Raw genomic sequence first — 22,105 nt, forward strand, 5'->3', positions numbered from 1 at the left:
CTACTGGCCGCCCTCGGCCTGCAGCGCCCGCGAGAGCGCCTCGGTCAGCTGCTCGTCCGCCGCCGCGAAGGCGGTGAGGTCGCCCGCCTTGAGGGCGTTCTCGCGAGCCGTGAGCGCGTCCCGCGCGTCGTTCAGCGCCTGCTGCAGCGCCGTCTGGTCGCCCGTGGCCGGCGTGGAGCCGGTGCCGCCGGTCGTGCCGCCCGCGTCGCCTCCGGTGTCGCCGCCCGAGGTGCCGGTGCCGGCGTCCGGAGTCGTCGGCGTGCCGGTGTCGCCCGCGTCGGCTCCCGAGTCGCCGCCGAAGAGGCTGTCGAGGGCCGCGTCGAGGGTGTCCTCGAAGGCGATGTCGTCACCGAACGCGACCAGCACCTTCTGCAGGAGCGGGAAGCTCGTGTCTCCGTTGGAGCGCACGTAGATCGGCTGGACGTAGAGCAGGCCGCCGCCGACCGGCAGCGTGAGCAGGTTGCCCCTCGTGACGGTGGTGTCGCCGCGGGAGAGGATGTTCAGCTCGTTCGCGACCGTCGGGTCGGTGGTGAACGCGTTCTGCACCTGGCCGGGGCCGGGCACCGTGTCGTCCTTCGGCAGCTCGAGCAGGCGGAGCGTGCCGTAGCCGTCGGCCACGGAGCCCGCCGTCGAGCCGGCGTCGGAGTCGGCCACGAGGTAGCCGGTCAGCACGTTGCGGCTGGCCTGCGCGCCCTGGACGCTCGCCGGGATGTACGTCGAGTAGAGCGAGTACGACGGCACGTCCTGATCCGGCGTCTGCAGCGTCAGGTAGTACGGAGGCTGCAGGCTGGTGCCGGTCGCGGCGGCCGTGGTCGCGGCTCCGCTCGTCGGGTCGTTCGGCGTCGCCCAGGCGTCCTCGCGGGAGTAGAAGGAGCCCGCGTCGGTGACGTGGTAGGTGCCGAGGACCGCGCGCTGGACCTTGAAGAGGTCCTCCGGGTACCGGACGTGGCTGAGCAGCTCGCCCGACATGTCGCTCACGGGCTTCACCGTGGTCGGGAAGATCTTCTGCCAGGTCTGCAGGATCGGGTCCTCGGTGTCCCACGCGTAGAGCGTGACGCTGCCGTCGTACGCGTCGACGGTCGCCTTCACCGAGTTGCGGATGTAGTTGACGTCGTCGGTCGGGAACTGCTGCTGTGTGTTCGTGTCGGCGATCGCCTGCGAGAGGCTCTGCACCTCCGAGTACGGGTAGTCGGCCGAGGTGGTGTACCCGTCGACGACCCACTTCACGCGGCCGTCGACGACGGTCGGGTAGGCGTCGGAGTCGAGCTTGAGGTACGGTGCGACCTTCTGGACGCGCTGCACGGGATCGCGGTCGTAGAGGATCTGCGAGTCGTCGTTCACGCCGTCCGACAGGAAGATCTGCTCGGACTGGAACTTGATCGCGTAGACGAGCTTCTTGAAGACGTTGTCGAGAGCGGGGCCGCCCTCGCCGTCGAAGGTCGTGTAGGTCTGCTGCGCGCCGTCGGTGCCCGAGGGGTAGTCGAGCTCGATGTCGCGCGAGTCGTTGCCGCCCACGATCGAGTACGGCGGGGAGTTCTCGCCGAAGTAGATCCGCGGCTCGTAGTCGCCGAGGTCGCCCGTCGTCGGGACGCCGGACTCGATGAACACCGGCTCGCCGTCGGCCGAGCGCTGGTTGCCGTACGCGGCGACCAGGCCGTAGCCGTGGGTGTAGACCAGCGTCTGGTTGTACCAGGTCTGGTTGGTGCCGAGGCCGTTGAGGTTCAGCTCGCGGACGCCGACCACGGCGTCCTGCGTCGATCCGTCGATGGAGTAGCGGTCGACGTCGAGCGCGTTCTGCGTGTCGCCGAACTTGTAGTACTGGCGGAACTGCTGCAGCTGCGAGAACGCGTCGGTGACGACGGCGGGGTCGAGGATGCGGATGTTCGCGGTGGTCTCGGCGTCCGAGCGCAGGGCGCCCGGCTCCGCGTCGGTGGTCGCCTCGTAGGGGATGACGTCGACGTCGCTGACGCCGTAGGCCTGGCGCGTCATGTCGATGTTGTTCTGGATGAAGGGCTGCTCGAGCGTGCGCTCGTTGGGCTCGACCTGGAACTTCTGCACGATCCACGGGTAGAGGGAGCCGACGAGCAGGCTCGACACGATCAGCAGCGCGGTGCCGATGACCGGGAAGCGCCAGCGGCCGATGAAGGCGGTGACGACGAAGAGGATCGCGACCAGCGCCGCGATGCCGGCCAGGATCTGCAGGCCCGGGATCGTCGCGTTGACGGTGGAGTAGGTGGCGCCGGTGATGCGGGGCCCCTGCTGCGCGAGCGTCGCGTACTGGTCGAGCCAGAGGCTGACCGCCTGCACGGCGAGGTAGAGGGCGGCGATGACCGCCAGCTGGATGCGCGAGGCCTTCGAGATGCGGATCTCGCGGCCGTTCACCCGGATCGCTCCGTAGAGGTAGCCGGTGGCGAGGGTCGCGAACGCCGAGATCAGCAGGACCGCCGACGCGAAGCCGACGATGCTCTGGTAGAAGGGCAGCTCGAAGAGGTAGAACGACGTGTCGAGGCCGAACTGCGGATCCGTGGTGCCCGAGGGCGTGCGGTTCCAGAAGGTGAGGCTCGTCTGCCAGCGGGTGGCGGAGGAGACGCCGGCGAAGAGGCCGAGCACCGCGGGGATCCCGAAGGTGGCCAGGCGCCGCAGCGGCTCCACGACCTGCTGGTAGCGGTCGATCTGCGAGTTGAGCTTCGCGTAGACCGGCCGGAGGCGGTACGCCAGCATCAGGCTGATGAACACCGGCACCGCCATGGCGACGAAGCCGATGACGAAGAGACCGCCCGCCGCCGCCCACTGCGTCGTGAGCACGGAGAGGAAGCCGAGCTGGTCGTACCAGAGGATGTCGGTGTACAGACCGGCGAAGACGAAGAACGCCACCACCAGGACGGCCACCACCACGACAGTGACGGCGAGGACGCTCCGTCTCTTCCGCGGCGGGGTTTCGGTTGCTGTGGAACTCACGTGAGGGCCTCTTGCTGTCGAGATGTGAGGGGAGGCCACCCATGCTATGCGACGGCTGTCCGGCTCACCTGGGCGTCGACCCGGGGTCGGCGGGCGGGATCAGTCGAGGGGAGCGGCGGTGCTGCAGTCCGGCAGCCCGGAGGTGTCGCCCGCGGCGATGCCCTTCAGTGCGGCGAGGGCGTCGTCGAGGGTCGAGACCGCGAGCACGTCGAGCCCGTCGGGGACGTGGCCGACGACCTCGTTGCAGTTGGTCGCGGGGGCGAGGAAGTACTCGGCTCCGGCGCCCTCCGCCCCGTAGAGCTTCTGGCGGATCCCGCCGATGGCGCCGACCTCGCCGGCCGCGTCGATCGTGCCGGTCCCGGCGACGCTCCGCCCCCCGTTGAGCTCGCCCTCGGTGAGCTTGTCGATGATCCCGAGGGCGAACATCATGCCCGCGCTCGGCCCGCCCACGTCGTCCAGCTGGATGTCGACCTCGAACGGGAAGTCGAAGGCCGCTCCGGGGAGGACGCCGATGACGGCGGCGCCGTTCGAGTCGCGCGGCGTGACCTCCACCTCCTGCCGGACGCCCTCGCGCTCGATGCTGACCTGCACCGGGGAGCCGGTGCCGAGGGTCTGCAGGGTCGCGCGCAGGGCGGTCGCGTCGGCGACGGGGGTGCCCGCGACCGCGAGGATCTCGTCCCCCGCCTCCAGGACGCCCTCGGCCGGGGAGCCCTCGGGCACCTGCACGACCGAGACGCGCTGCTCGACGGGGTAGCCGAGCTCGGTGAGCGCGGCGGCGATCGCCTCCTGCTGGGAGTCGGTCATCTCGGCCTGGTTCGCCTCGTCGCGCTCCTCGACCGTGGAGGAGGGAGGGAAGATCGCGTCGACCGGGACGACCGCCTTGGTCCTGTCGAACCAGGCGCTCGCGACCTCGACCCAGGTGGGCAGGCTCTGCGGGTTGCCGACGACCGACACGGTGAGCATGTCGAGCGTGCCGGCCGTGGGATAGGTGGTGCGGTCCGGGATCGAGATGAGGGGCACGTCCTTGCTGCTGCCCAGGGTGTCGAACACGGGGCCGGGCTGCTCGATCACGTAGGGGGCGGGCGCGACGCCCAGACCGACCACGACGGCGACACCCGAGAGGAGGACGACCGGTCCGACCCACGGGCGGCGCGGGGAGGAGGAGGGGCGCGGGTCGTCGGAGAACAGCGACACGGGGGCCTTTCTGGCAACGGGTGGAGCGGCTCCGCCGGGATGTTCGCGGCGGGCGGAAGCGGGCTGGGCCCGAGCGGTGCTCTGCACGCCGAGGCCCCGGGCGCTCGGGCTAACGTAGCTTGCACGACTGGGAGTCGCGCCGGAACCGGCGCCCTGTGCAGGGCCGCGGAGGCGGTGCGGCGACCGGATTCAGGTGAGCGACGGAGGGCTGATCCCGATGGCCGATGGCGACAGTGCGGACCGAGCGGGCGGCGGCTCCGAGGACGAGTTCCGGGAGATGCTGCGGCAGTTCCTCTCGGGGAACGGCCCGGTCGACCCCTCGCAGCTCGCCGGGGCGGCGGGACTGCCGAACGACCCGGTGGCCCTGCAGAACCTGCTCTCGCAGCTGCAGAGCGCGATGCAGCAGAACGGCGACGGCGGCGTCAACTGGACGCTCTCGCTCGAGCAGGCGAAGCAGCTCGCGCGCGCCGAGTCCGCGCCGGTGTCCGACTCCGTGCGGGCTCCGATCGACGCGGCCTTCGGCGTCGCCGCGCTCTGGCTCGACGAGGTCGCGTACGTCTCCGAGCTGAGCCGCACGCCGCGCTCGATCAGCCGCCTCGAGTGGATCTCCCTGACGATGCCGGTCTGGACCCAGCTCGCCGAGCCGGTGGCGCTGAGCATCTCGGACGCGCTGACCCGCGTGCTCCGCGAGCAGGCCCCGGAGGAGATGCAGGCGATGATCGCCGGTGCCGAGGGCATGATGCGCGGGATCGGCGGCACCCTGTTCGCCCTGCAGCTGGGCCAGGTCGTCGGGCAGCTCGCCGCCGAGGTCGTCTCGGGCGGCGACATCGGCATCCCGCTGCTGGAGGAGAACGACGCGGCGATCCTGCCGCAGAACGTCGCCGCGTTCGGCGAGGGCCTCGACATCCCGCTGGACCAGGTGCAGCTGTATCTGGCGGTCCGCGAGCTCGCGCACGCCCGCCTCTTCCGGCACGGCAAGTGGCTCCGTCTCGCCCTCATCTCGCAGATCACCGACTTCGCGCGCGGGATCAGCATCGACACCACCCGCCTCGAGGAGCTGGCCGAGGGCTTCGACCCGTCGAACCCCGAGGAGCTCCGCGACGCGATGACCTCCGGCGCGCTCATCCCGCCGAAGACGGAGGAGCAGCTCGCCGCGCACGGCCGCCTCGAGACCGTCCTCGCCCTCATCGAGGGGTGGGTCGACGTCGTCACCGCGGCGGCGACCAACCGCCTGCCCAGCGCCGGGGCGATCGCCGAGACGGTCCGCCGCCGCCGCGCCTCCGGCGGCCCGGCCGAGTCCGCCTTCGCGACCCTCGTCGGCCTGGAGCTGCGCCCGCGCCGCCTCCGCGAGGCCGCCGCGATGTGGCAGGCCGTGACCGACGCCGTCGGGCCCGAGGCCCGCGACTCCCTCTGGTCGCACCCCGACCTGCTCCCCGGCTCAGAGGACCTGGACGACCCGAGCGCGCTCGTCGCCCGGCTCACGGCCGAGGCCCGAGGCGAGACCCCGGAGCCCGACGAGATGGACCGCGCGCTGGAGGACCTGCTGAACGGCACGATGCCGCGCGAGGGCGACGGCGCCTCCGGAGACGCTCCGGACACGACCGACGACGCCGGCTCGCCGGACGACGACGACCGCGGCTCCTCCCCCACGGGCGACCGCCCCGTCTGACCCCCCCGTCCGGCGCCCGCCTGTGGACAACTCGCGCGGCGCCGGGCCGGTCTCGGCCATGATCGCCGGATGGTGCTCCGGCTCGATCCCCGACTCCCCCTGCTCTGGCGCTCCGCGACCGCGGTGCAGCTCGGCCTCGACCGGCCGCACGCGGTCCTGGACGGCGTCGGCTACCCGGAGGAGCTGCTGCTCGACGCCCTCCGCGTGGGCACCAGCGCCGGCACCGTCCGCCTGATCGCGGCGCGCGCCGGAGCGAGCGAGGCGCGTGTCGACGAGGTGCTCGAGGCGCTCCGGCCGGTCCTGCTGCGCAGCGTCGAGCCCGGCCCTCCCCCGGCACCGCGGGTCGTCGTCGAGGGGACGGGCGCGGCACCGGACGCACTGCGCACGCTGCTCCGGAGCGAGGGCTGCTCGTTGCTCGCCGACGACGGGACGCCGGACCTCGCCGTGCTGATCGCCGACTTCGCGGTCGCCCCCGCCCGCGCCGCGCACTGGCTCGCGGCCGATGTGCCGCACCTGGCGGTGGTGTTCGGCGACGAATCGGTGCGCCTCGGACCCCTGGTGGAGCCGGGGTCCGGACCGTGCCTGCACTGCGCCGAGCGGGACCGGATGGACCTCGACCCGGATCGCGCACGCCTCGTGATCCAGGTGCTCGGCCGCTCAGCCCCCACCCGCACGCCGCTCGCGAGCGCGGCGATCGCCGTGGCGGCCGCCGACGCCGTGCTGCGGCGGCTCCTCGCGGGCTGGCGAGGGCTCCGCGCGGCCGAGCGGGTCTACAGCGACGCCTCCGGAGCGTTCACCGTGCGGGAGCGGGAGCCGCACCCCGAGTGCGCGTGCCGAGCTCTTCGAGGAAGCGCGACGGCTCCCTCCGCGTGACGCGGCCGACCGTCGAGCGCGCCCACGAGAGGCGCAGGCGCCGGCGGGCCCGGGTGATGCCGACGTAGAGGAGGCGCCGCTCCTCGTCGATCGCCTCGAGGCCGGCGGCGTACGAGATCGGCAGCAGTCCCTCGGCGAGCCCCATCAGGTGCACCGACTCCCACTCGAGGCCCTTCGCCGAGTGCAGCGTGGCGAGGGTGACCGCGCCGCGGTCCGGCTCGTGGTGCACCTGCTGGCGTGCGGTCAGGTCGTCCGTGAACTGCCGGAAGGTCCATCCGGCAGGGGCCTCGTCGACGAGGCGGGCCAGCGTGTCCAGCGACTCCCACCGGTCGCGCACCGCACCGGGCGCCGACGGGGGCTCGGCGCTCCAGCCGAGCGAGCGGAGGACGTCGCTCACCGACTTGAACAGCGGCTCGCCGCTGATCGACACGGACGCCGCGCGCAGCTGCATCACGGCCTGCTTCACCTCGGGCAGGTCGAAGAAGCGCTTGCCGCCGCGCATGTGCGCGCTCACTCCACGCTCGTGCAGGGCGTGCTCGATGACCGCCGACTGGCTGTTGGTGCGGAAGAGGACCGCGATGTCGGAGGGGCGTACCCCCGCCTCGATGTCGGCCGCGACCCGCGCCGCGATCCCGCGCGCCTCCGCGATGTCGTCCGGGTAGGCGTCGATCGCGGGCTCCGGCGCCTCGGCGGCGGCGACGGCGTGGAGCGAGAGGGCGCCGGGCCTGCCCCGCATGAGGCGGTTCGCGGTCTGCACGATCGGCACGGCCGAGCGGTAGTTCTCCTCCAGGCGCACCACGGTGGCGGCCGGCCAGCGGGACGGGAAGTCGAGGAGGTAGTCGGCCCGCGCACCCGCGAAGGAGTAGATGGTCTGGCTGGCGTCGCCGACGACGCAGAGGTCGCTCCGGTCGCCGAGCCAGAGCTCCAGGAGCCGCTGCTGCAGCGGCGAGACGTCCTGGTACTCGTCGACGACGAAGAAGCGGTACTGCTCGCGCACCTGCATCGCCATCGCGGGCTCGGACTCGAGCATCCCGGCGGTCACGAGCAGGACGTCCTCGAAGTCGATCTGGCGGCGCTGGTCCTTCAGCCCCTCGTACTCGTCCACGAGCGCGACCGTCTGCTCCAGGGTGAGCCGTCCGGGCAGGGGGCGCGTGCGGGCGGCGACGGCGTACTGCTCGAGCGAGAGGGCGGACACCTTCCGCCACTCGATCTCGGCCGAGAGGTCGCGGAGCGTCGCCGTGTCGAGCTTCAGGCGGAGCCGCTCGGCCGCGTGCCCGAGCAGGCGCGCCTTGCCGTCGAGCAGCTGGGGCATCGTGCCCCCCACCAGCTGCGGCCAGAAGTAGCCGAGCTGCGAGAGGGCGGCGGCGTGGAAGGTGCGGGCCTGGACACCGCCGGCGCCGAGCACCCGCAGGCGCGAGCGCAGCTCGGCCGCGGCGCGGCTCGTGAAGGTCAGGGCCATGACGCGACCGGGCGTGTAGACGCCGGTCGCCACTCCGTGCGCGATGCGGTGCGTGATCGTCCGGGTCTTGCCCGTGCCCGCTCCCGCGAGGACGCAGACCGGCCCCAGCAGTGCCTCCGCAGCCTCGCGCTGCCCCTCGTCGAGTCCGTCGAGCAGGGTCACGCGATCGGGCCGTTCTCCAGCTCGCCTCCGTACCAGTCCTCGATCATCGCGCGGGCGATGGACGAGCGGCCGGGCAGCAGCACGGACTCGAGCGAGTCGTGCAGCTGCTGCCGGGTGAACCAGCGCAGCTCGACGATCTCCTCGCCGTCCGGGAGCAGATCCTCCGGGGACTGGTCCTCGGCGAGGCGGGCGGTGAAGCCGACCATGAGGGAGGCGGGGAAGGGCCAGGGCTGCGAGCCGAGGTACTGCGGGTCGACGACGCGCATGCCCGACTCCTCGCCGATCTCGCGGATCACGGCGGCCTCGAGCGACTCGCCCGGCTCGACGAAGCCGGCGAGCAGGGAGAAGCGGCCGGTGCCCCACATCGCGTTCGAGCCGAGGAGGAGGCGGTCGTCCGCGTCGAGGACGCAGACGATGATCGCCGGATCCGTGCGCGGGAAGACCTGGCTGCCGTCGGTGGGCGAGCGGCGGACCCAGCCGCCCTGCTCGACGACGGTCGGGTCGCCGTTGCGGGGCGAGTAGCCGTGCGAGGCGTGCCAGTTCGCGATGGCGAGAGCCTCGGTGAACAGGCCCGCGTCGCGGTCGCTCAGGCGCTCGGCGATCGGGCGCAGGCCGCTCCACCGCTCCTCGTCGGGCTCGAGCTCGGCGGCGGCCGCGTCGGTGAGGACGGTCGCGATGACGGGGGTTCCGACCGGCTCGCCGGGGGCCTCGGCGAGCGTGCGGCCGAGGTAGATCCGGAGGGTGCCGGCGGTCACGTCCTCGGGGCGGCGCAGGAGGAGGCGGTCGGCCTCGACCAGGGTCCGGTCGTGGTGCAGGACGAGCACGCGGGTGGCGGGATCGGCGAGCAGCTCGTCGAAGAGCGCGGGCCGCGAGCGTCCGACGCCGTCGCGGTCGGCCGCCTGTCGCGAGAGCGGGAGGCGATCGGCGAAGGGCAGTGACATCCGGGGCTCATTTCGTGACGGGGGCCGCGAGGACCGCTGTCGCGGGCCTTCGACGGCATCGGCGGGACAGCGCGTGGCGGCGGGCCGGCCGGGCACGAGCCGCCTACCCTGGAAACCATGGCCAGATCCCATCTCACTCTAGCCGCGCTGGCCACCTCGGCCGTCGAGGGCCTCGACGTCCGCTCCGCGCGCCCCTTCACGTCCTCGACGCACGGCGACTTCGACTCCGCCCTGCTGACGACGCGCGAGGGCGCCCGCCTCGTCGTGCGCGTTCCCACGTCCGCGCTCGCGGAGCAGGAGCAGCTCGGCGACCTCGTCGCGCTCCGGGCGCTGACCGCCGGCATCCGCAGCCGCCTGCCCTTCGATCTGCAGGAGAGCGTCGGGCAGACGCCGTTCGACGGCACCCGCGCGGTCGTCTACGAGTACCTCGAGGGAGATCGCGTCCTCATCGACGACGTGGCCGCGCAGAGCGGGCTCGCGGACTCGATCGGCCGGGCCGTCGGGGCGATCCACTCGCTCCCGGTGTCGTTCGTCCAGGAGGCGGGCCTGCCGATCGCGACCGCGCGCGACAGCGTGAACGAGACGGTCGCGGTGATCGAGCGCGCGGCCGACACCGGCCACGTCCCGGCGGCGCTCGTCGCGCGCTGGGAGTCGGCCTCCTCCGACGAGGCGCTCTGGCAGTTCGACCCGACCGTGGTGAACGGCTCGATGACCGCCGACTCCTTCCTCCGCTCGGGCGACGTCGTCGCGGCCGTGCTCGGCTGGGCGGCGCTGCGGGTCGGCGACCCGGCGCGCGACCTGCACTGGCTGCTGAGCGCCCCGGGCTCGGAGACGGCGCTCTCCGCCTACTCCCGGATGCGCGCGGGAGCAGTGGACCGCACGATCCGCCAGCGTGCCCAGCTCTACGCCGAGCTCGAGCTCGCCCGCTGGCTGCTGCACGGCACCGAGACCGACGACTCCGCCATCGTGGACGACGCGGTCGCCATGCTGGACACGCTGGTCGACAGCGTGCTCGGCGACCTCTCCGCGCCCCTCTCGACCGACACCGGCCCGGTGCTGGCGGTCTCGGAGGTCGAGGAGCTGCTCAACCGCACGCCGGGAGCCCGCACGGGCTCCTCCGCTCACGGCCGCGGGCTCGCTCCCGTCGCCGAGGAGAGCGACTCCGCGAGCTCGCGCTCGGAGTAGAACCGCTCGGGCCGTAGCACGAGGTCGTCGGCGACGAAGTAGAACACGGCGTCGACGCTCTCGAGCGGCACCCCCCGCCAGCGCGAGTAGGCGAGCCGGTACAGCGCGAGCTGGAACTGCTTGAGCTCGAGGTCGGCGGCGTCCTTCGGCGCTCGCCCGGTCTTCCAGTCGACGATCTGCACGCCGTCCTCCGTCGGGTACACCGCGTCGAGCTTGCAGACGACGACGTGGCCGGCGAGCTGGAGGTGGATCTCGATCTCGACCGCCTCCGGGCGCCGGTCGGCCCACTCCGAGCGCTCGAAGATGGCGATCAGGGCGTCGAGCCGCTCCTGCTCGACGCTCGCGGGGCCGGCGTCGTCGAGCTCGTCGGGGAAGGTGTCGACCGCCTCCGCCCCGCCCTGGACGCCGAAGCGGTTCTCGACCCAGGAATGGAACGTCGTGCCGAGCCGGGTCTGCCGGTAGGGGCGCTCCGGCATCGGCCGGCGCAGCTGCGCCGCGACCTCGTCCGGCGTGCTGACGATGTCCTTGAACCGGGAGGCGGGGATGCGGGTGGGCAGCGGCGTGCGCTCGCCCCCGGCCAGCCGCACCGCCCGCTCGGCGAGCAGCAGGCGGATGTCGTCGCCGCGCGCTCCGAGCAGAGCCGGCTCGGCGCTGCGGACCCGGGCGGCGGCGGCGCGGACCCGGTCGCCGCGGGAGCCGAGCGGATCGTGCGGCCAGCGGAACGTGCGCGGGGCCCGCTCGAGCGGGTTCTCCTCGTTCGCGGGCTCGGTCGGCAGCGGCGGGATCGTGCCGGCCTGCTCGAGGTCGCGGAGGAAGACGCCCGGTCCGCGCGGCTTGGCCTGGCCGGCCCACCACGAGCCGCTGAGCAGGAGGTGGTGACGCGCCCGCGTGACGGCCACGTAGGCGAGACGCCGCTCCTCCGCCTCGTTGCGCTCGCGGAGGGTGTCGCCGAACGCTCCGATCGCGTCGACGACCTCCTTCTGCGTGCTGCAGCCGCGCCAGGCGAGATCGGGGAGCTCGGCGGCGTCGCCGCGGAACGCGTAGGGCATCGCGCCCAGTCTGACCCACCCGCGGAAGCCCTCGACCGGCGTGCCGGGGAGCTCGCCGTCGACCATCCGCGGGACGGCGACGAGGTCCCACTCCAGACCCTTGGAGCCGTGGATCGTCAGCAGCTGCACCGTCCCCGGTTCCGGGTCCTCCGGTCGCGGGGCCAGGCCGTCGCGCTTGTCCGCGAGGACGAGCCAGCGGAGGAATCCGCGGAGGGAGGAGCCGGTGCCGGCGCCGCGGTCGTCCGTCTGCAGGTACCCGGCCACCGCCTCGCGGAAGGCCTCGAGGTTGGCGCGGCCGTCCCCGCGCGACTCGTTCGCCTCGACCTCGATGTCCAGGCCCAGCTCCTGCTCGACCAGGGTGACGAAGTCGAGGAGGTCGAGCCCGGCCCGGGCGCGCAGCCGGGCGAACAGGGTGCCCGCCTCGTGCAGGCGCCGCAGGCCCTCGGCGCTGAACCCGCCGAGCGCGGAGTGGTCGATCCGCCCGTCGTCGCCGGGGCGGCGCGCCGCGATGAAGTCGAGGGCCTCGACGATCGAGCCGCCCTCGCCCTCGGTGACGGACGCGCGCATCCGCTCGCGCACCTCCTCCGGGAGCAGCCGGTGCGCGTGGTCGCGCGCCGCGAGCCACGAGGCGAGGTCGCGCAGCGCCTTGAGGTCGCGGACGCCCAGACGCCAGCGGGCGCCGGCCAGGAGGCGGACGAGCTCGCTGCCGGCGGCCGGGTCCTCGACCACGGTGAGCGCGGCGACGAGGTCGGCGATCTCGGGCTGCCGCAGCAGGCCCCCGATGCCGAGGATGTGGTACCGGACGCCGTGCTTCGCCAGCGCGGCGGCGAAGCGGTCCATGTGCGCGCGCACCCGGAAGAGCACCGCGGCCGACGGCGGCTCGGCGTTCTCGCGCAGCCGCCCGGCGAACCAGGCGGCGACGTCGTCCGCCTCCTCCTCGATCGTCTCGGGGAAGGTGAGCTCGACCGGGTGCTCGGAGGCCTGAGGACCCGCGCTCAGCGTGCCGACCGCGACCGCGCTGCTCGCCGACAGCGGCTCCACGATCGCATTCGCGGCGGTCAGCACACGGCGGCCGTTGCGCCAGCTCGTGCTGAGGGAGAAGCGGCCCGCTCCCCCGAAATCGGTGCCGAAGCGGCCGAGCCCCTCGGCGCTCGCACCGCGCCAGCCGTAGATGGACTGGTGCGGGTCGCCCACGGCCATCACTCCCTGCCCGGCGAAGAGCCGCGAGAGGAGGCGGGTCTGCAGCACGGAGGTGTCCTGGTACTCGTCGAGGAGCACCACCCGGTACCTCGCGCGGTGCTCGTCCACGATCCGCGGCACACGGTCGACGATCCGCAGCGCGAGGGCCACCTGGTCCGAGAACTCGACGAAGCCGCGCTCGGCCTTCGCCTCCTGGAACCGCTCGGCGAGCGCCGTCAGCACCGGCAGCGCGCCCACGGCCTGCAGCGCCTTCTCGAGCTCGCGGTAGAGCCCCGAGCCGCTGCCTCCGCGCGGCAGCTCGCCCAGGCGGAGGAAGTCCTCGGCGAACGCGGCGACCGCGGCCGGATCGGCGAGGTTGTCGGCGAGGTCGTGCGCGAGCGAGACGACGAGGTCGGTCAGCCGGTCGATCCCCGCCTCCACCTCGAGGATGCGCGGATCGGCCGTGTCGGCCACGACTCCCCGCGCGAGATGCCAGGCGGAGGCCTCGGAGAGCACGGTCGCGTCCCCCTCGCGGCCGATCAGGGCGGCGTTGTCGCGGAAGATCGTGTTCGCGAAGGCGTTGTAGGTCGAGACGGTGGCGGCCTCGAACGGGTCGGGCGCCGACTGCCCGGGCGCGAGCGGGAGCAGGCCCGCCGCGCCGAGCTGGTCGATCCTCCGCCCGATGCGCTCGCCGAGCTCGGCCGCCGCCTTGCGGGTGAAGGTGAGGCCGAGCACCTCCGACGGCGCCGCGTGGCCGTTCGCGAGGAGCCAGAGGACGCGGTTCGCCATCGTCTCGGTCTTGCCGCTGCCGGCACCGGCGACCACCAGGGCAGGCTCGAGCGGCGCCTCGATGACGGCGCGCTGCTCGGCGGTGGGCGGGCGCAGGTCGAGGCGCTCGGCGATGGTCAGGGCGTCGATCACGGCAGCTCCTCCTCGGAGACGGCGGAGGGGCCGGGGTCGGCGGGGCCGGAAGGATCGGCCGGCGCATCGGGACCCGGCTCCTCGGAGTCCTCCAGGTCCTCTGTCTCGTCGACCTCGTCGATCGCCAGGAGTCCGTCCCCCGGGACCTCGGGCACCGCGTGGATGCGGTACCGCAGGGCGTCGCCGGGCGAGAACGGGGTCGCGTCGAGCAGGCCCGAGAAGCCCGCCGCCGCCATGCCCAGGGCCGCGGCGCGGACGCGCTCGCGCAGCCGCTCCAGCTCCTCCTCGCCGAAGCGCTCCTGGACCACCTCTCGGTACGGCTTCCCGCGCACGCCCGTCGCCACGAAGAGCAGCTTCGCGCCTCCCCCGTCGGCCGGGTCGGCCGCCTCGATCGCGCCTTCGGCGACGGCGAGCTGGTAGCTGCCCAGCTGCGCGTGCTCGGCGATGTCGTCCTTGCGGGGGGTGCTGCGGCCCGTCTTGAGATCGACGATCGTGACGGAGCCGTCGGCCGCGCGCTCGACGCGGTCGATCGAGCCCCGCACCCGGGCGGGCGGGACGTCGAGCTCGAACTGCTGCTCGCGGCCGAGCACCACGCCTCCCCCGCGCTCGAAGTCGGCGAGGTAGCCCGCGAGGCCGTCGATCAGCCGCCGTGTGACGCGCTTCTGCCGCTCCCCCAGCCAGGGCGACTCGAAGACCAGCTCGGGCCACCGCGACTCGAGAGCCGCCCACAGCTCCTGCGGATCGGGCCGCTCGGCGTTCTCGAGGACCCAGTGCACGAGGGTGCCGACCCCCATCGCCGTGCTCGTCGTGGAGCCGGAGACGGCGTCGACGAACCAGTCCAGAGGGGACCGCTCGAAGGCCTCGAGGCGGCTCGGCGAGACGGAGACGGGACGCTCGGGGTCGCCGACGTCGAAGAGCGGCTCCGTGGTCGAGGGCTCGAGCACCCCTGACCAGGAGGAGGGGTCGGCGCCCGGGACCTCCGCGAGCGCCAGGGCGCTGAGCCCTCGGATGGCGGCGGGAGCCTCGGTCGAGTCCGGTGTGGTGGCGGTCCGGCGCAGCGCCGCCACCGCCCCGCGCAGCGTGAGCGGCACTGCGGAGGCCGGATCGAGCCGCGGCGCGTCCGGCGGAGTGAGCCGGAAGAAGAGGGAGGGCGTCTCGTCCTCGCCCGCGACGGCGCTGAGCACCAGCTGCCGCCGAGCGCGCGAGGCGGCCAGTACGAACATCCGGAGCTCGTCGTCGAGAGTGGCCTTGCGGGCGTCGAGCGGCAGTCCGCCCTCGCCGCGGGCGTGCCGCAGCAGGCCGTCCGGATCGAGCAGCGAGCCGCGCTGGCGGAGGTTGGGCCAGACGCCGTCCTGCAGTCGCGCCACCACCACGACGTCGAACTCGAGGCCGACGACGGAGGAGGGCGTGCCGATCAGGACCGCGTCCTCGACGGAGCGCGGAGCGAGCGTGTCCTCGGGGACCTCCGCCTCGAGGATCTCGGTGACGAAGCCGACCGCGGAGTGCCCGGTCGCCCGCTCCACGAACCGGCGCGCGGCGCTGAAGAGGGCGACCACGCCGTCGAGGTTGCGGTTGGCCTCGGCGGCGGTCAGGCCGGTGCCGAGGGCGAGCTCGCGCCAGGAGGACGCGACGCGGCTGGACTCCCACGCCGACCACAGGAGCTCCTCGATCGAGCCCCCCTCCTCGTGCAGGCGGCGGACCCGGTCGATCGTCACGGCCAGCCGCTCGGCCTGCCGGGCGGGAGCGGAGTCGATGGTCGCGAATCGGCCGGGCGCTGCGAGGGCCTCGACCAGCAGCGGGTCGCTCGCGCGGATGCCGCCGCCGGCCAGCTCCTCCGCCCGGAGCGCGAGCCGGAGCCTGCGGAGCCCCAGCCGGTCGACCCCGCCGAACGGGCCGAGCAGCAGCTCCGCCGCGAGCTCCGCGTCGAGGGGCCGCTCGCCGATCGCGACGCCGACCAGCACGAGCAGCGCCCGGGCCGCGTGATCGTCGCGCAGCGCCCGTCCGGCGAGCACGGAGCGGGTCGGCACCTCCGCCACCGCGAGCGCCTTCACCAGCGGCTGGACCGCGGCTCCGGAGCGGACGACGACCGCCATCCGCCGCCACGCCACTCCGTCGCGCAGCCGCCGCTCGCGCAGCAGCCGCGCCACCGTCGCCGCCTCGCGCGCCGCCGTCGGGGCGTGCAGCACCAGGACGGGTGCCGGGCCCGCGTCGGGGGCCGGAGCCGCGACCGCCGCCCGCTGCCGGCCGGCCGCCGCGGTGCCGATCCGCTCGGTGGCCGCCGACACGACCGCCCGCAGCGCGGCCGAGTGGCGGTGCACCCGAGCGAGCACCAGCGTCTCGACGTCGGACGCGCCGATGCTCGCGGCGAACCGGCCGAGCGTGTCGGAGGCCGCGCCGCGGTAGGCGCTGGTCGCCACGTCCGGGTCGCCCAGCGCGATCACGGTCACCCCGCGCTCCGTCAGCGCCCGCAGCAGCACGAGCGTCGACTCGCTCGCCTCCTGGAGGTCGTCGACGACGACGAGGCGCAGCGCGTCGATCCGCTCGCCGCCCTCGCCGGCGCGGATCGCCTCGGCGGCGTAGGCCGCGAACTCCGCCGCGTCCAGACGGGTGCCCGCCTGGGGCGCCATCCACTCGACCACCTCGCGCAGCTCGTCGAGCACGTCGGCCGCCGCGCTCCACTCCCCTCGCTCGGCGTCGACCCCGAGGGCGCGGATCGCGTCCGAGTCGAGCCCGTGCTCGGTCGCCCGCATCCCGAACTCGCGGAGCTCGGTCCGGAAGGTCCGCAGCCGCAGCACCTCGGGGCTGAACTCCTCCGGCCACCGCGGGCCGGTCCCCTCCTCGAGGTGGCCCTCGAGGAGCTCCGAGAGGAGGGCGTCCTGCTCGCCGCCGGTCAGGAGGGTCGGCCGCTCGAGGCCGCGCTCCTTGGCGGAGGAGGTGACCGCCTCGAACGCGAGCGAGGTCGCGGTCCGGGCGAGCGGGCCCCGGGTCGGCACTCCCAGCCGCAGGGCGAGCACGTCGCGCAGGGCGGTGGCGGCGGTGCGGCTGGCCGCGAGCACCACGACCGACTCGGGCGGGTACCCCCGCTCGAGGACGCGCTCGGCGACCAGCTCGACGACCGTCGTGGTCTTGCCCGTCCCCGGCGCCCCGAGCACGGCGGCGCTGCGGCCCTCGGGCAGCGCGAGCACCGCGCGCTGGGAGTCGTCCAGCACGACCGCGGGCTCGCCCGGGAGCGCCTCGCCGACGGAGGCTGCGGTGGAGGGAGCGGGGGTCGCGGGAGCGGTCACACGACCACGGTAGCCACCGGGTCCGACACTCCCGCCCGTCCCCGCCGGGAGCCCCGGCCGCCCGCTCCGCTCACCGCGAAACCGGCGCGGTCGTCCGAGCGCGGTCCCGTATCCTGACACCCTCGTCCCCTCCCGAAAGGCACTGCTGGTGGAAATCCGTATTGGAATGGTCAACACCCCGCGCGAGCTCAACTTCGAGTCGTCGATGTCCGTGACCGAGGTCGAGAAGACGGTGACCACCGCTCTCGAGGCCGGCACCGCCGTCCTCCGCCTCCGCGACGAGAAGGGCAAGATCTACATCGTCCCGACCGCCACCATCGCCTTCGTCGAGGTCGGCTCCGAGGAGTCGCGCCGCGTCGGCTTCGTCGCCTAGAGCGTTCCGGGCGGACACGTCGTGGAGCTCCTCTTCATCACCCTGTTCGGGGTCCTGATCGGTCTCGCCGCGCGCTACGGGCTGCCGCACCGGCACCTGCACGGCTCCGTGCTGGTCCCGGCGATCGGCGGCCTCGTCGCCGCAGTCGTCTGGGTCGCACTGACCTGGGCGGGCCTGCCGTGGGACGGCGGCCTGATCTGGGTCCTGTCCCTCGTCGCGACCGCCGTGGTCGTCGTCCCGGTCGGCCTCTCGCTCGGGCGCAGCCGCGCCCGCCGCGACGAGGCCTCCCTGCAGGCGATGCTCTCGGGACGCGTCGCCCCCTGATCCGAGCCGGAGGCGCGGGAGTCCTCGGACTTCCGCGCCTCCGTCGTTCCGGATTCCGGCGCAGTGCGACGCCGGGAACCGTCAGGCCGTGAGCCCCAGCGCGTCCATCCGGCGCGTGTGCGAGGCGATGAGCTCGGTGAACACCGGCTCGATCCGCGACTCGTCGGAGTCGTGGTTGCCCGAGCCCATCAGTGCGGAGCGCGCCACGAGGAGGGTGTCGCCCACCAGGCGGCGGCCCCAGACGGCCAGGCGCGAGCCCAGGCGCTCGTCCGCGGCGATCTCGCGGCGGAGGATCGCGATCACGCCGTCGACGCCCGTGTCCGCGCCGAGCGTCTGCGCGATGCGCGGCCCCACGTCGGTGGGCAGCCCGCCGGTGAGGCGGATGAAGAAGTCGTCGAGCAGGCCCGCCGTGATGTACGCCGAGAGCAGCGTCTCGTGGAGGTCCGCGCCGCGGGTGAGCCGCTCGAAGGTGTCGATCGCGGGGCGGAACGGCGCCATGGCCTCGCCGGGCTCCACGTCGCGGCGGCGCAGCTCGGCGACGACGGCGTGGTGCTTCGCGAGAGCCGTGCCGGCGGCGGAGGAGATGGCCTCCTTGTCCGCGAGGTCGTCGGTCTCGGCGACGGCGCGCGCCAGCACCTCGAACACCGCGAGCTGGAGGTAGGCGACCTGGCCGAGGTAGGGCAGCACCTCGGGGGTGAGGTCGGCGAGGTCGACGCGGTCGCGCTTCTGGCTCGACTCCCCGCGCGGCGTCAGGCGGGGCACCTCGAGCAGGGGACGTCGACGTCGGAACCAGGCAGCCATTTCCTCAGCATAGGGCGCCGGAGGGGCGGGGTTCCGGGGCCGGCGGGGCCGGGAGCAGTAGACTCGCCGGGATGTCACCGGCGCTGGATCGGTGACCCTGCGCCCGGAGTCGTACAGGGGCGTAGACCGTTCGACACGACAGGCGCTTCACTCCGTGACTTTCTCCGATCTGAACATCGACGACGACATCGTCGCCGCACTCGCCGCCAAGGGCATCCTCGAGCCGTTCCCCATCCAGGAGCAGACGATCCCCCTGGCCCTGCAGAAGCAGGACATCATCGGCCAGGCCAAGACCGGCACCGGCAAGACCTTCGGCTTCGGCCTCCCCCTCATCCAGGCCCTCGGCACCGACCCGGAGCCGGGCGTCAAGGCGCTCATCGTCGTCCCGACCCGCGAGCTCGCCGTGCAGGTCACCGAGGACATCGAGCTGGCCGCCTCCAACCGGCCGACCAAGATCGTCTCGATCTACGGCGGCAAGGCCTACGAGGGCCAGATCGAGCAGCTGAAGGCCGGCGCGCAGATCGTCGTCGGCACGCCCGGCCGCCTCCTCGACCTCGCCGGGCAGCGCCTGCTCTCGCTCGCCAACGTGCAGGTGATGGTCCTCGACGAGGCCGACAAGATGCTCGACCTGGGCTTCCTCTCGGACATCGAGAAGCTGTTCGCGCAGACGCCGCCCACCCGCCACACCATGCTCTTCTCGGCGACGATGCCGGGCGCGATCGTCGCGCTCGCGCGCCGCTTCATGAACAAGCCCATCCACATCCGCGCGACCGACCCCGACGAGGGCATCACGCAGGCGAACATCAAGCACATCGTCTACCGGGCGCACTCGCTCGACAAGGACGAGGTCATCGCGCGCATCCTGCAGTCCGAGGGCCGCGGCAAGACCGTCATCTTCACCCGCACGAAGCGCGCCGCCGCCCGCATCGTCGAGGAGCTCAACGACCGCGGCTTCAACGCGGCGGCCGTGCACGGAGACCTCAACCAGGAGCAGCGCGAGCGCGCGATGGCGGCGTTCAAGGCCGGCAAGAAGGACATCCTGATCGCCACCGACGTCGCCGCGCGCGGCATCGACGTGAACGACGTCACCCACGTGATCAACCACACGATCCCGGACGACGACCAGACCTACCTGCACCGCGTCGGCCGCACCGGGCGCGCGGGCAAGACCGGCATCGCGGTGACCTTCGTCGACTGGGAGGACCTGCACAAGTGGGCCCTCATCAACCGGGCGCTGGAGTTCGGCCAGCCCGACCCGGTCGAGACCTACTCGTCGTCGCCGCACCTCTACACCGACCTCGACATCCCCGCGGGGACCAAGGGACGGCTGAAGCCGACCCCGATCCCCGCCGAGGCGAAGGCCGACGCGCGCCCGGACCGGGGCGAGCGCTCCGACCGCGGCGAGCGCTCCGAGCGGGGCGACCGGCCGCCGCGTCGCCGCACCCGCTCCGACTCCGCCGACTCGACCGCTCCGCAGCAGACCGGCCCCGCTCCCTCGAGCGAGAGCAAGGAGCACCACGACGGCAACAGCGAGCCGCGCCGCCGCACCCGGTCGCGCCGCCGCTCGCCGCGCCCCGACGCGCAGGCCTGAGCCTCCGCGCCCCGAGCCCGTCCCCCCGCGATCCGTCGCGGGAGGGCGGGCTCCCGGCGTCTCAGCGGCTCTCCCGCGACTCAGCGGGCGGAGGAGCGGATCGCGTCGACGGTCGCGCGCGCGGTCGTGTTCTCGCCCAGGCGGTTGGGCTTGCCCGTGCCGTGGTAGTCGCTCGAGCCCGTGGTGACGAGCGAGTACTGCTCGGCGAGCTCGCGCAGGCGGCGCTTGCCGTCGGCCGTGTTCTCGCGGTGCTCGACCTCGAGGCCGAACAGGCCGGCGTCGACGAGCTGCGGGAGGATCGACTCGACCGCGATCCCGCGGGCGCTCGCGGCCGGGTGCGCGATGACCGGGACCCCGCCCGCCGCGCGGACCAGGCGCACGGCGTCGACCGGGTCGGGCGCGTAGTGCGGGCGGTAGTAGCCGCCGCGCCAGTCGAGGATCCCCGCGAAGGCCGCGGAGCGGTCGGTGGCCAGGCCGCGGGCGACGAGCGCGTCGGCGATGTGCGGACGCCCGATGGTCGTGCCCGGGCTGGTCTGGGCGAGGACGTCGTCCCAGGTGAGGTCGTAGTCGGCCGCGATCGCGGTGACGATCGCCTCCGCGCGGTGCGTGCGGGCCGAGCGGATGCGCGCGGTCTCGGCCACGAGCCCCGGATCCGCCGGATCGACGAGGTACGCGAGGACGTGGACGCTGGCCCAGCCGACGCGGGAGGAGAGCTCCATGCCGGGCAGCAGGTCGATGCCCGCCTCCTCGGCCGCGGCGAGCGCCTCGGCCCAGCCGCCGGTCGTGTCGTGGTCGGTGAGCGCCACTCCGGCGAGCCCGGCCGCGGCCGCGGCCCGCACCAGGACGGCCGGAGCCTCGGTGCCGTCGGAGACGACGGAGTGGGTGTGGAGGTCGTAACGGCCCCCGTCGACATGCATGCGCTCATCGTAGACGCGCCGCCTGCGAGCCCTCCGATGCCCTAGTAGCCTGGGCGGCGATGGGGACGAGACTGGTGAAGACCGCGGTGGCGGTGATCGTGGCGATCGCTCTGCTGGTGGTCGCGGCGCCCGGCTTCTTCGGGATCGCCCGGGAGGCCCCCTTCGCCCAGCTGGTGCCGTTCCGGCTCGCGACGGGCGCGGCGGCCGTCGGGCTCGCCGCTGTCCTGGTCGTGATCGCGGTCCTCGTCGCTCCGGTCAGGCGCCTCGCGCTGGCCCTCGCGGCGCTCGGCGTCGTCTTCGCGCTCGTGCTCGCGGGAGTGCAGGGAGCGCGGGGCTACGACTCCGCCGCTCCGCGCGCCCACCGCCTCGCCGACGTGCGCCTCGCGACCTGGAACGTTCTGCACGACGGCGTGCCCGTCGACACGATCGCCTCGCTCGCCCGGGAGAGCGCGGTCGACGGCATCGCCCTCCTCGAGGTCTCGCAGACGCACGCGCAGGACGTCGTGAACGCGCTCAGCGCCCAGGGGATGTCGATGACCCTCCACTACGCCGGGTCGGGCGCCGACGACGGGGCGGCCCTGCTGCTCTCCCCCTCGCTCGGCGGCTACAGCGTCGACACCGCCGCGGTCGTCACCGGATCGACGCCGTCCCTCGTCGCACGCCCCGACACTCCCGAGCGCCCCGTCCTCGCCGCGGTGCACACCATGGCGCCGATCCCCTCGCGCCTCGCGGAGTGGCGGAGCGATCTGCTCTCGGTCTCCGCGCTCTGCTCCGCGGAGGAGGACGTCGTGGTCCTCGGCGATCTGAACTCCACGGTCGACCACTGGACCGGGCTGCCGGGCTCGGCCGCGCTGGGCGGCTGCCGCGACGCGGGGACCGTCGCGGGCGGCGCCGCCCTGGGCACCTGGCCGTCCTCGGTCCCGCCCGCGCTCGGCGCCCCGATCGACCACGTCCTCTTCTCCGGACGACGGGAGGTCTCGGGCTACCAGGTCGTCGACGACCGCGACGACGCCGGGAGCGACCACCGGCCGCTGGTCGTCCAGCTCTCGGTCCGCGGAATGGTGAAGGACGCGTCCTGACGCTCCTCCCCGGACGCCGACTCCCCGTCCTCCTCCCCCGCCCGGCCCGTGGCGGCCCGCCGCGGCGATGGTGTCGTAGCCGACCGCGTTGCCGTCGGCGCGCGCGCGTCCGTTGAAGACGCCCTCGATCAGGCGCTCGCCCTTCT

15 protein-coding genes are annotated in these 22,105 nt (G+C 73.8%); 7 read left to right on the forward strand and 8 right to left on the reverse strand.

The annotated features are described in order from the left end of the window. Both C5B92_RS08160 and C5B92_RS08165 read right to left on the reverse strand, forming a co-directional pair. Nucleotides 1-2,958, reverse strand: coding sequence for a UPF0182 family protein (locus C5B92_RS08160; protein WP_181028776.1), 2,958 nt, complete (start codon nucleotides 2,956-2,958; stop codon nucleotides 1-3). A 99-nt stretch (nucleotides 2,959-3,057) separates the two neighbouring features. Next, entirely contained in the window at nucleotides 3,058-4,152 is a 1,095-nt protein-coding gene (locus C5B92_RS08165) for a PDZ domain-containing protein (RefSeq protein ID WP_104233183.1), read from the reverse strand. A 217-nt stretch (nucleotides 4,153-4,369) separates the two neighbouring features. Here C5B92_RS08165 and C5B92_RS08170 point away from each other — a divergent pair, with 217 nt between their 5' ends. Together C5B92_RS08170 and C5B92_RS08175 are read left to right on the forward strand one after the other, a co-directional pair. Then, entirely contained in the window at nucleotides 4,370-5,821 is a 1,452-nt protein-coding gene (locus tag C5B92_RS08170) for a zinc-dependent metalloprotease (protein ID WP_104350280.1), read from the forward strand. Between the two features lie 69 nt (nucleotides 5,822-5,890). Then, nucleotides 5,891-6,694, forward strand: a complete 804-nt coding sequence (locus tag C5B92_RS08175; RefSeq protein WP_104224835.1) for a hypothetical protein — start codon at nucleotides 5,891-5,893, stop codon at nucleotides 6,692-6,694. Here C5B92_RS08175 and C5B92_RS08180 read toward each other — a convergent pair. After that, nucleotides 6,615-8,315, reverse strand: a complete 1,701-nt coding sequence (locus tag C5B92_RS08180; RefSeq protein WP_104326796.1) for an ATP-dependent helicase — start codon at nucleotides 8,313-8,315, stop codon at nucleotides 6,615-6,617. The genes C5B92_RS08175 and C5B92_RS08180 overlap by 80 nt on opposite strands. Next, entirely contained in the window at nucleotides 8,312-9,256 is a 945-nt protein-coding gene (nudC, locus tag C5B92_RS08185) for an NAD(+) diphosphatase (RefSeq protein ID WP_104233180.1), read from the reverse strand. Before nudC ends, C5B92_RS08180 begins: the two co-directional genes overlap by 4 nt. 117 nt (nucleotides 9,257-9,373) lie before the next feature. On the opposite strand from nudC, the gene C5B92_RS08190 reads away from it, so the two are divergent. Further along, the gene (locus C5B92_RS08190; RefSeq protein ID WP_104256193.1) at nucleotides 9,374-10,441 is read left to right on the forward strand and encodes a phosphotransferase; all 1,068 of its coding nucleotides are present in this window, start codon (nucleotides 9,374-9,376) and stop codon (nucleotides 10,439-10,441) included. On the opposite strand, the gene C5B92_RS08195 is transcribed toward C5B92_RS08190, so the two are convergent. Further along, complete coding sequence (locus C5B92_RS08195; RefSeq protein ID WP_104350276.1) at nucleotides 10,378-13,590, reverse strand: ATP-dependent DNA helicase; 3,213 nt, start codon at nucleotides 13,588-13,590, stop codon at nucleotides 10,378-10,380. The genes C5B92_RS08190 and C5B92_RS08195 overlap by 64 nt on opposite strands. After that, a complete protein-coding gene (locus tag C5B92_RS08200) occupies nucleotides 13,587-16,874 on the reverse strand; it encodes an ATP-dependent DNA helicase (protein WP_104256195.1) in 3,288 nt (1,095 codons plus the stop codon). The genes C5B92_RS08195 and C5B92_RS08200 overlap by 4 nt, the downstream gene beginning before the upstream one ends. 148 nt (nucleotides 16,875-17,022) lie before the next feature. On the opposite strand from C5B92_RS08200, the gene C5B92_RS08205 reads away from it, so the two are divergent. After that, on the forward strand, nucleotides 17,023-17,247 hold the full coding sequence (locus tag C5B92_RS08205; RefSeq protein ID WP_104224841.1) for a DUF3107 domain-containing protein: 225 nt from the start codon (nucleotides 17,023-17,025) through the stop codon (nucleotides 17,245-17,247). Between the two features lie 21 nt (nucleotides 17,248-17,268). Next, the gene (locus tag C5B92_RS08210; RefSeq protein ID WP_104226942.1) at nucleotides 17,269-17,571 is read left to right on the forward strand and encodes a hypothetical protein; all 303 of its coding nucleotides are present in this window, start codon (nucleotides 17,269-17,271) and stop codon (nucleotides 17,569-17,571) included. A gap of 81 nt (nucleotides 17,572-17,652) precedes the next feature. On the opposite strand, the gene C5B92_RS08215 is transcribed toward C5B92_RS08210, so the two are convergent. After that, a complete protein-coding gene (locus tag C5B92_RS08215; protein WP_104247820.1) occupies nucleotides 17,653-18,372 on the reverse strand; it encodes a ferritin-like fold-containing protein in 720 nt (239 codons plus the stop codon). A gap of 154 nt (nucleotides 18,373-18,526) precedes the next feature. On the opposite strand from C5B92_RS08215, the gene C5B92_RS08220 reads away from it, so the two are divergent. Then, nucleotides 18,527-19,963 (forward strand): DEAD/DEAH box helicase, encoded by a 1,437-nt coding sequence (locus C5B92_RS08220; RefSeq protein ID WP_104224844.1) that lies wholly within the window; start codon nucleotides 18,527-18,529, stop codon nucleotides 19,961-19,963. Nucleotides 19,964-20,043: 80 nt separating this feature from the next. On the opposite strand, the gene C5B92_RS08225 is transcribed toward C5B92_RS08220, so the two are convergent. Next, nucleotides 20,044-20,880: a PHP domain-containing protein gene (locus C5B92_RS08225; RefSeq protein WP_104224845.1), complete on the reverse strand. Its 837-nt coding sequence runs from the start codon at nucleotides 20,878-20,880 to the stop codon at nucleotides 20,044-20,046. A 59-nt stretch (nucleotides 20,881-20,939) separates the two neighbouring features. Here C5B92_RS08225 and C5B92_RS08230 point away from each other — a divergent pair, with 59 nt between their 5' ends. Next, nucleotides 20,940-21,959 (forward strand): endonuclease/exonuclease/phosphatase family protein, encoded by a 1,020-nt coding sequence (locus C5B92_RS08230; RefSeq protein WP_104350277.1) that lies wholly within the window; start codon nucleotides 20,940-20,942, stop codon nucleotides 21,957-21,959. Nucleotides 21,960-22,105 lie beyond the last annotated feature (146 nt).

This window comes from Rathayibacter sp. AY1A4, assembly GCF_002930955.1.
Classification (GTDB): domain Bacteria; phylum Actinomycetota; class Actinomycetes; order Actinomycetales; family Microbacteriaceae; genus Rathayibacter.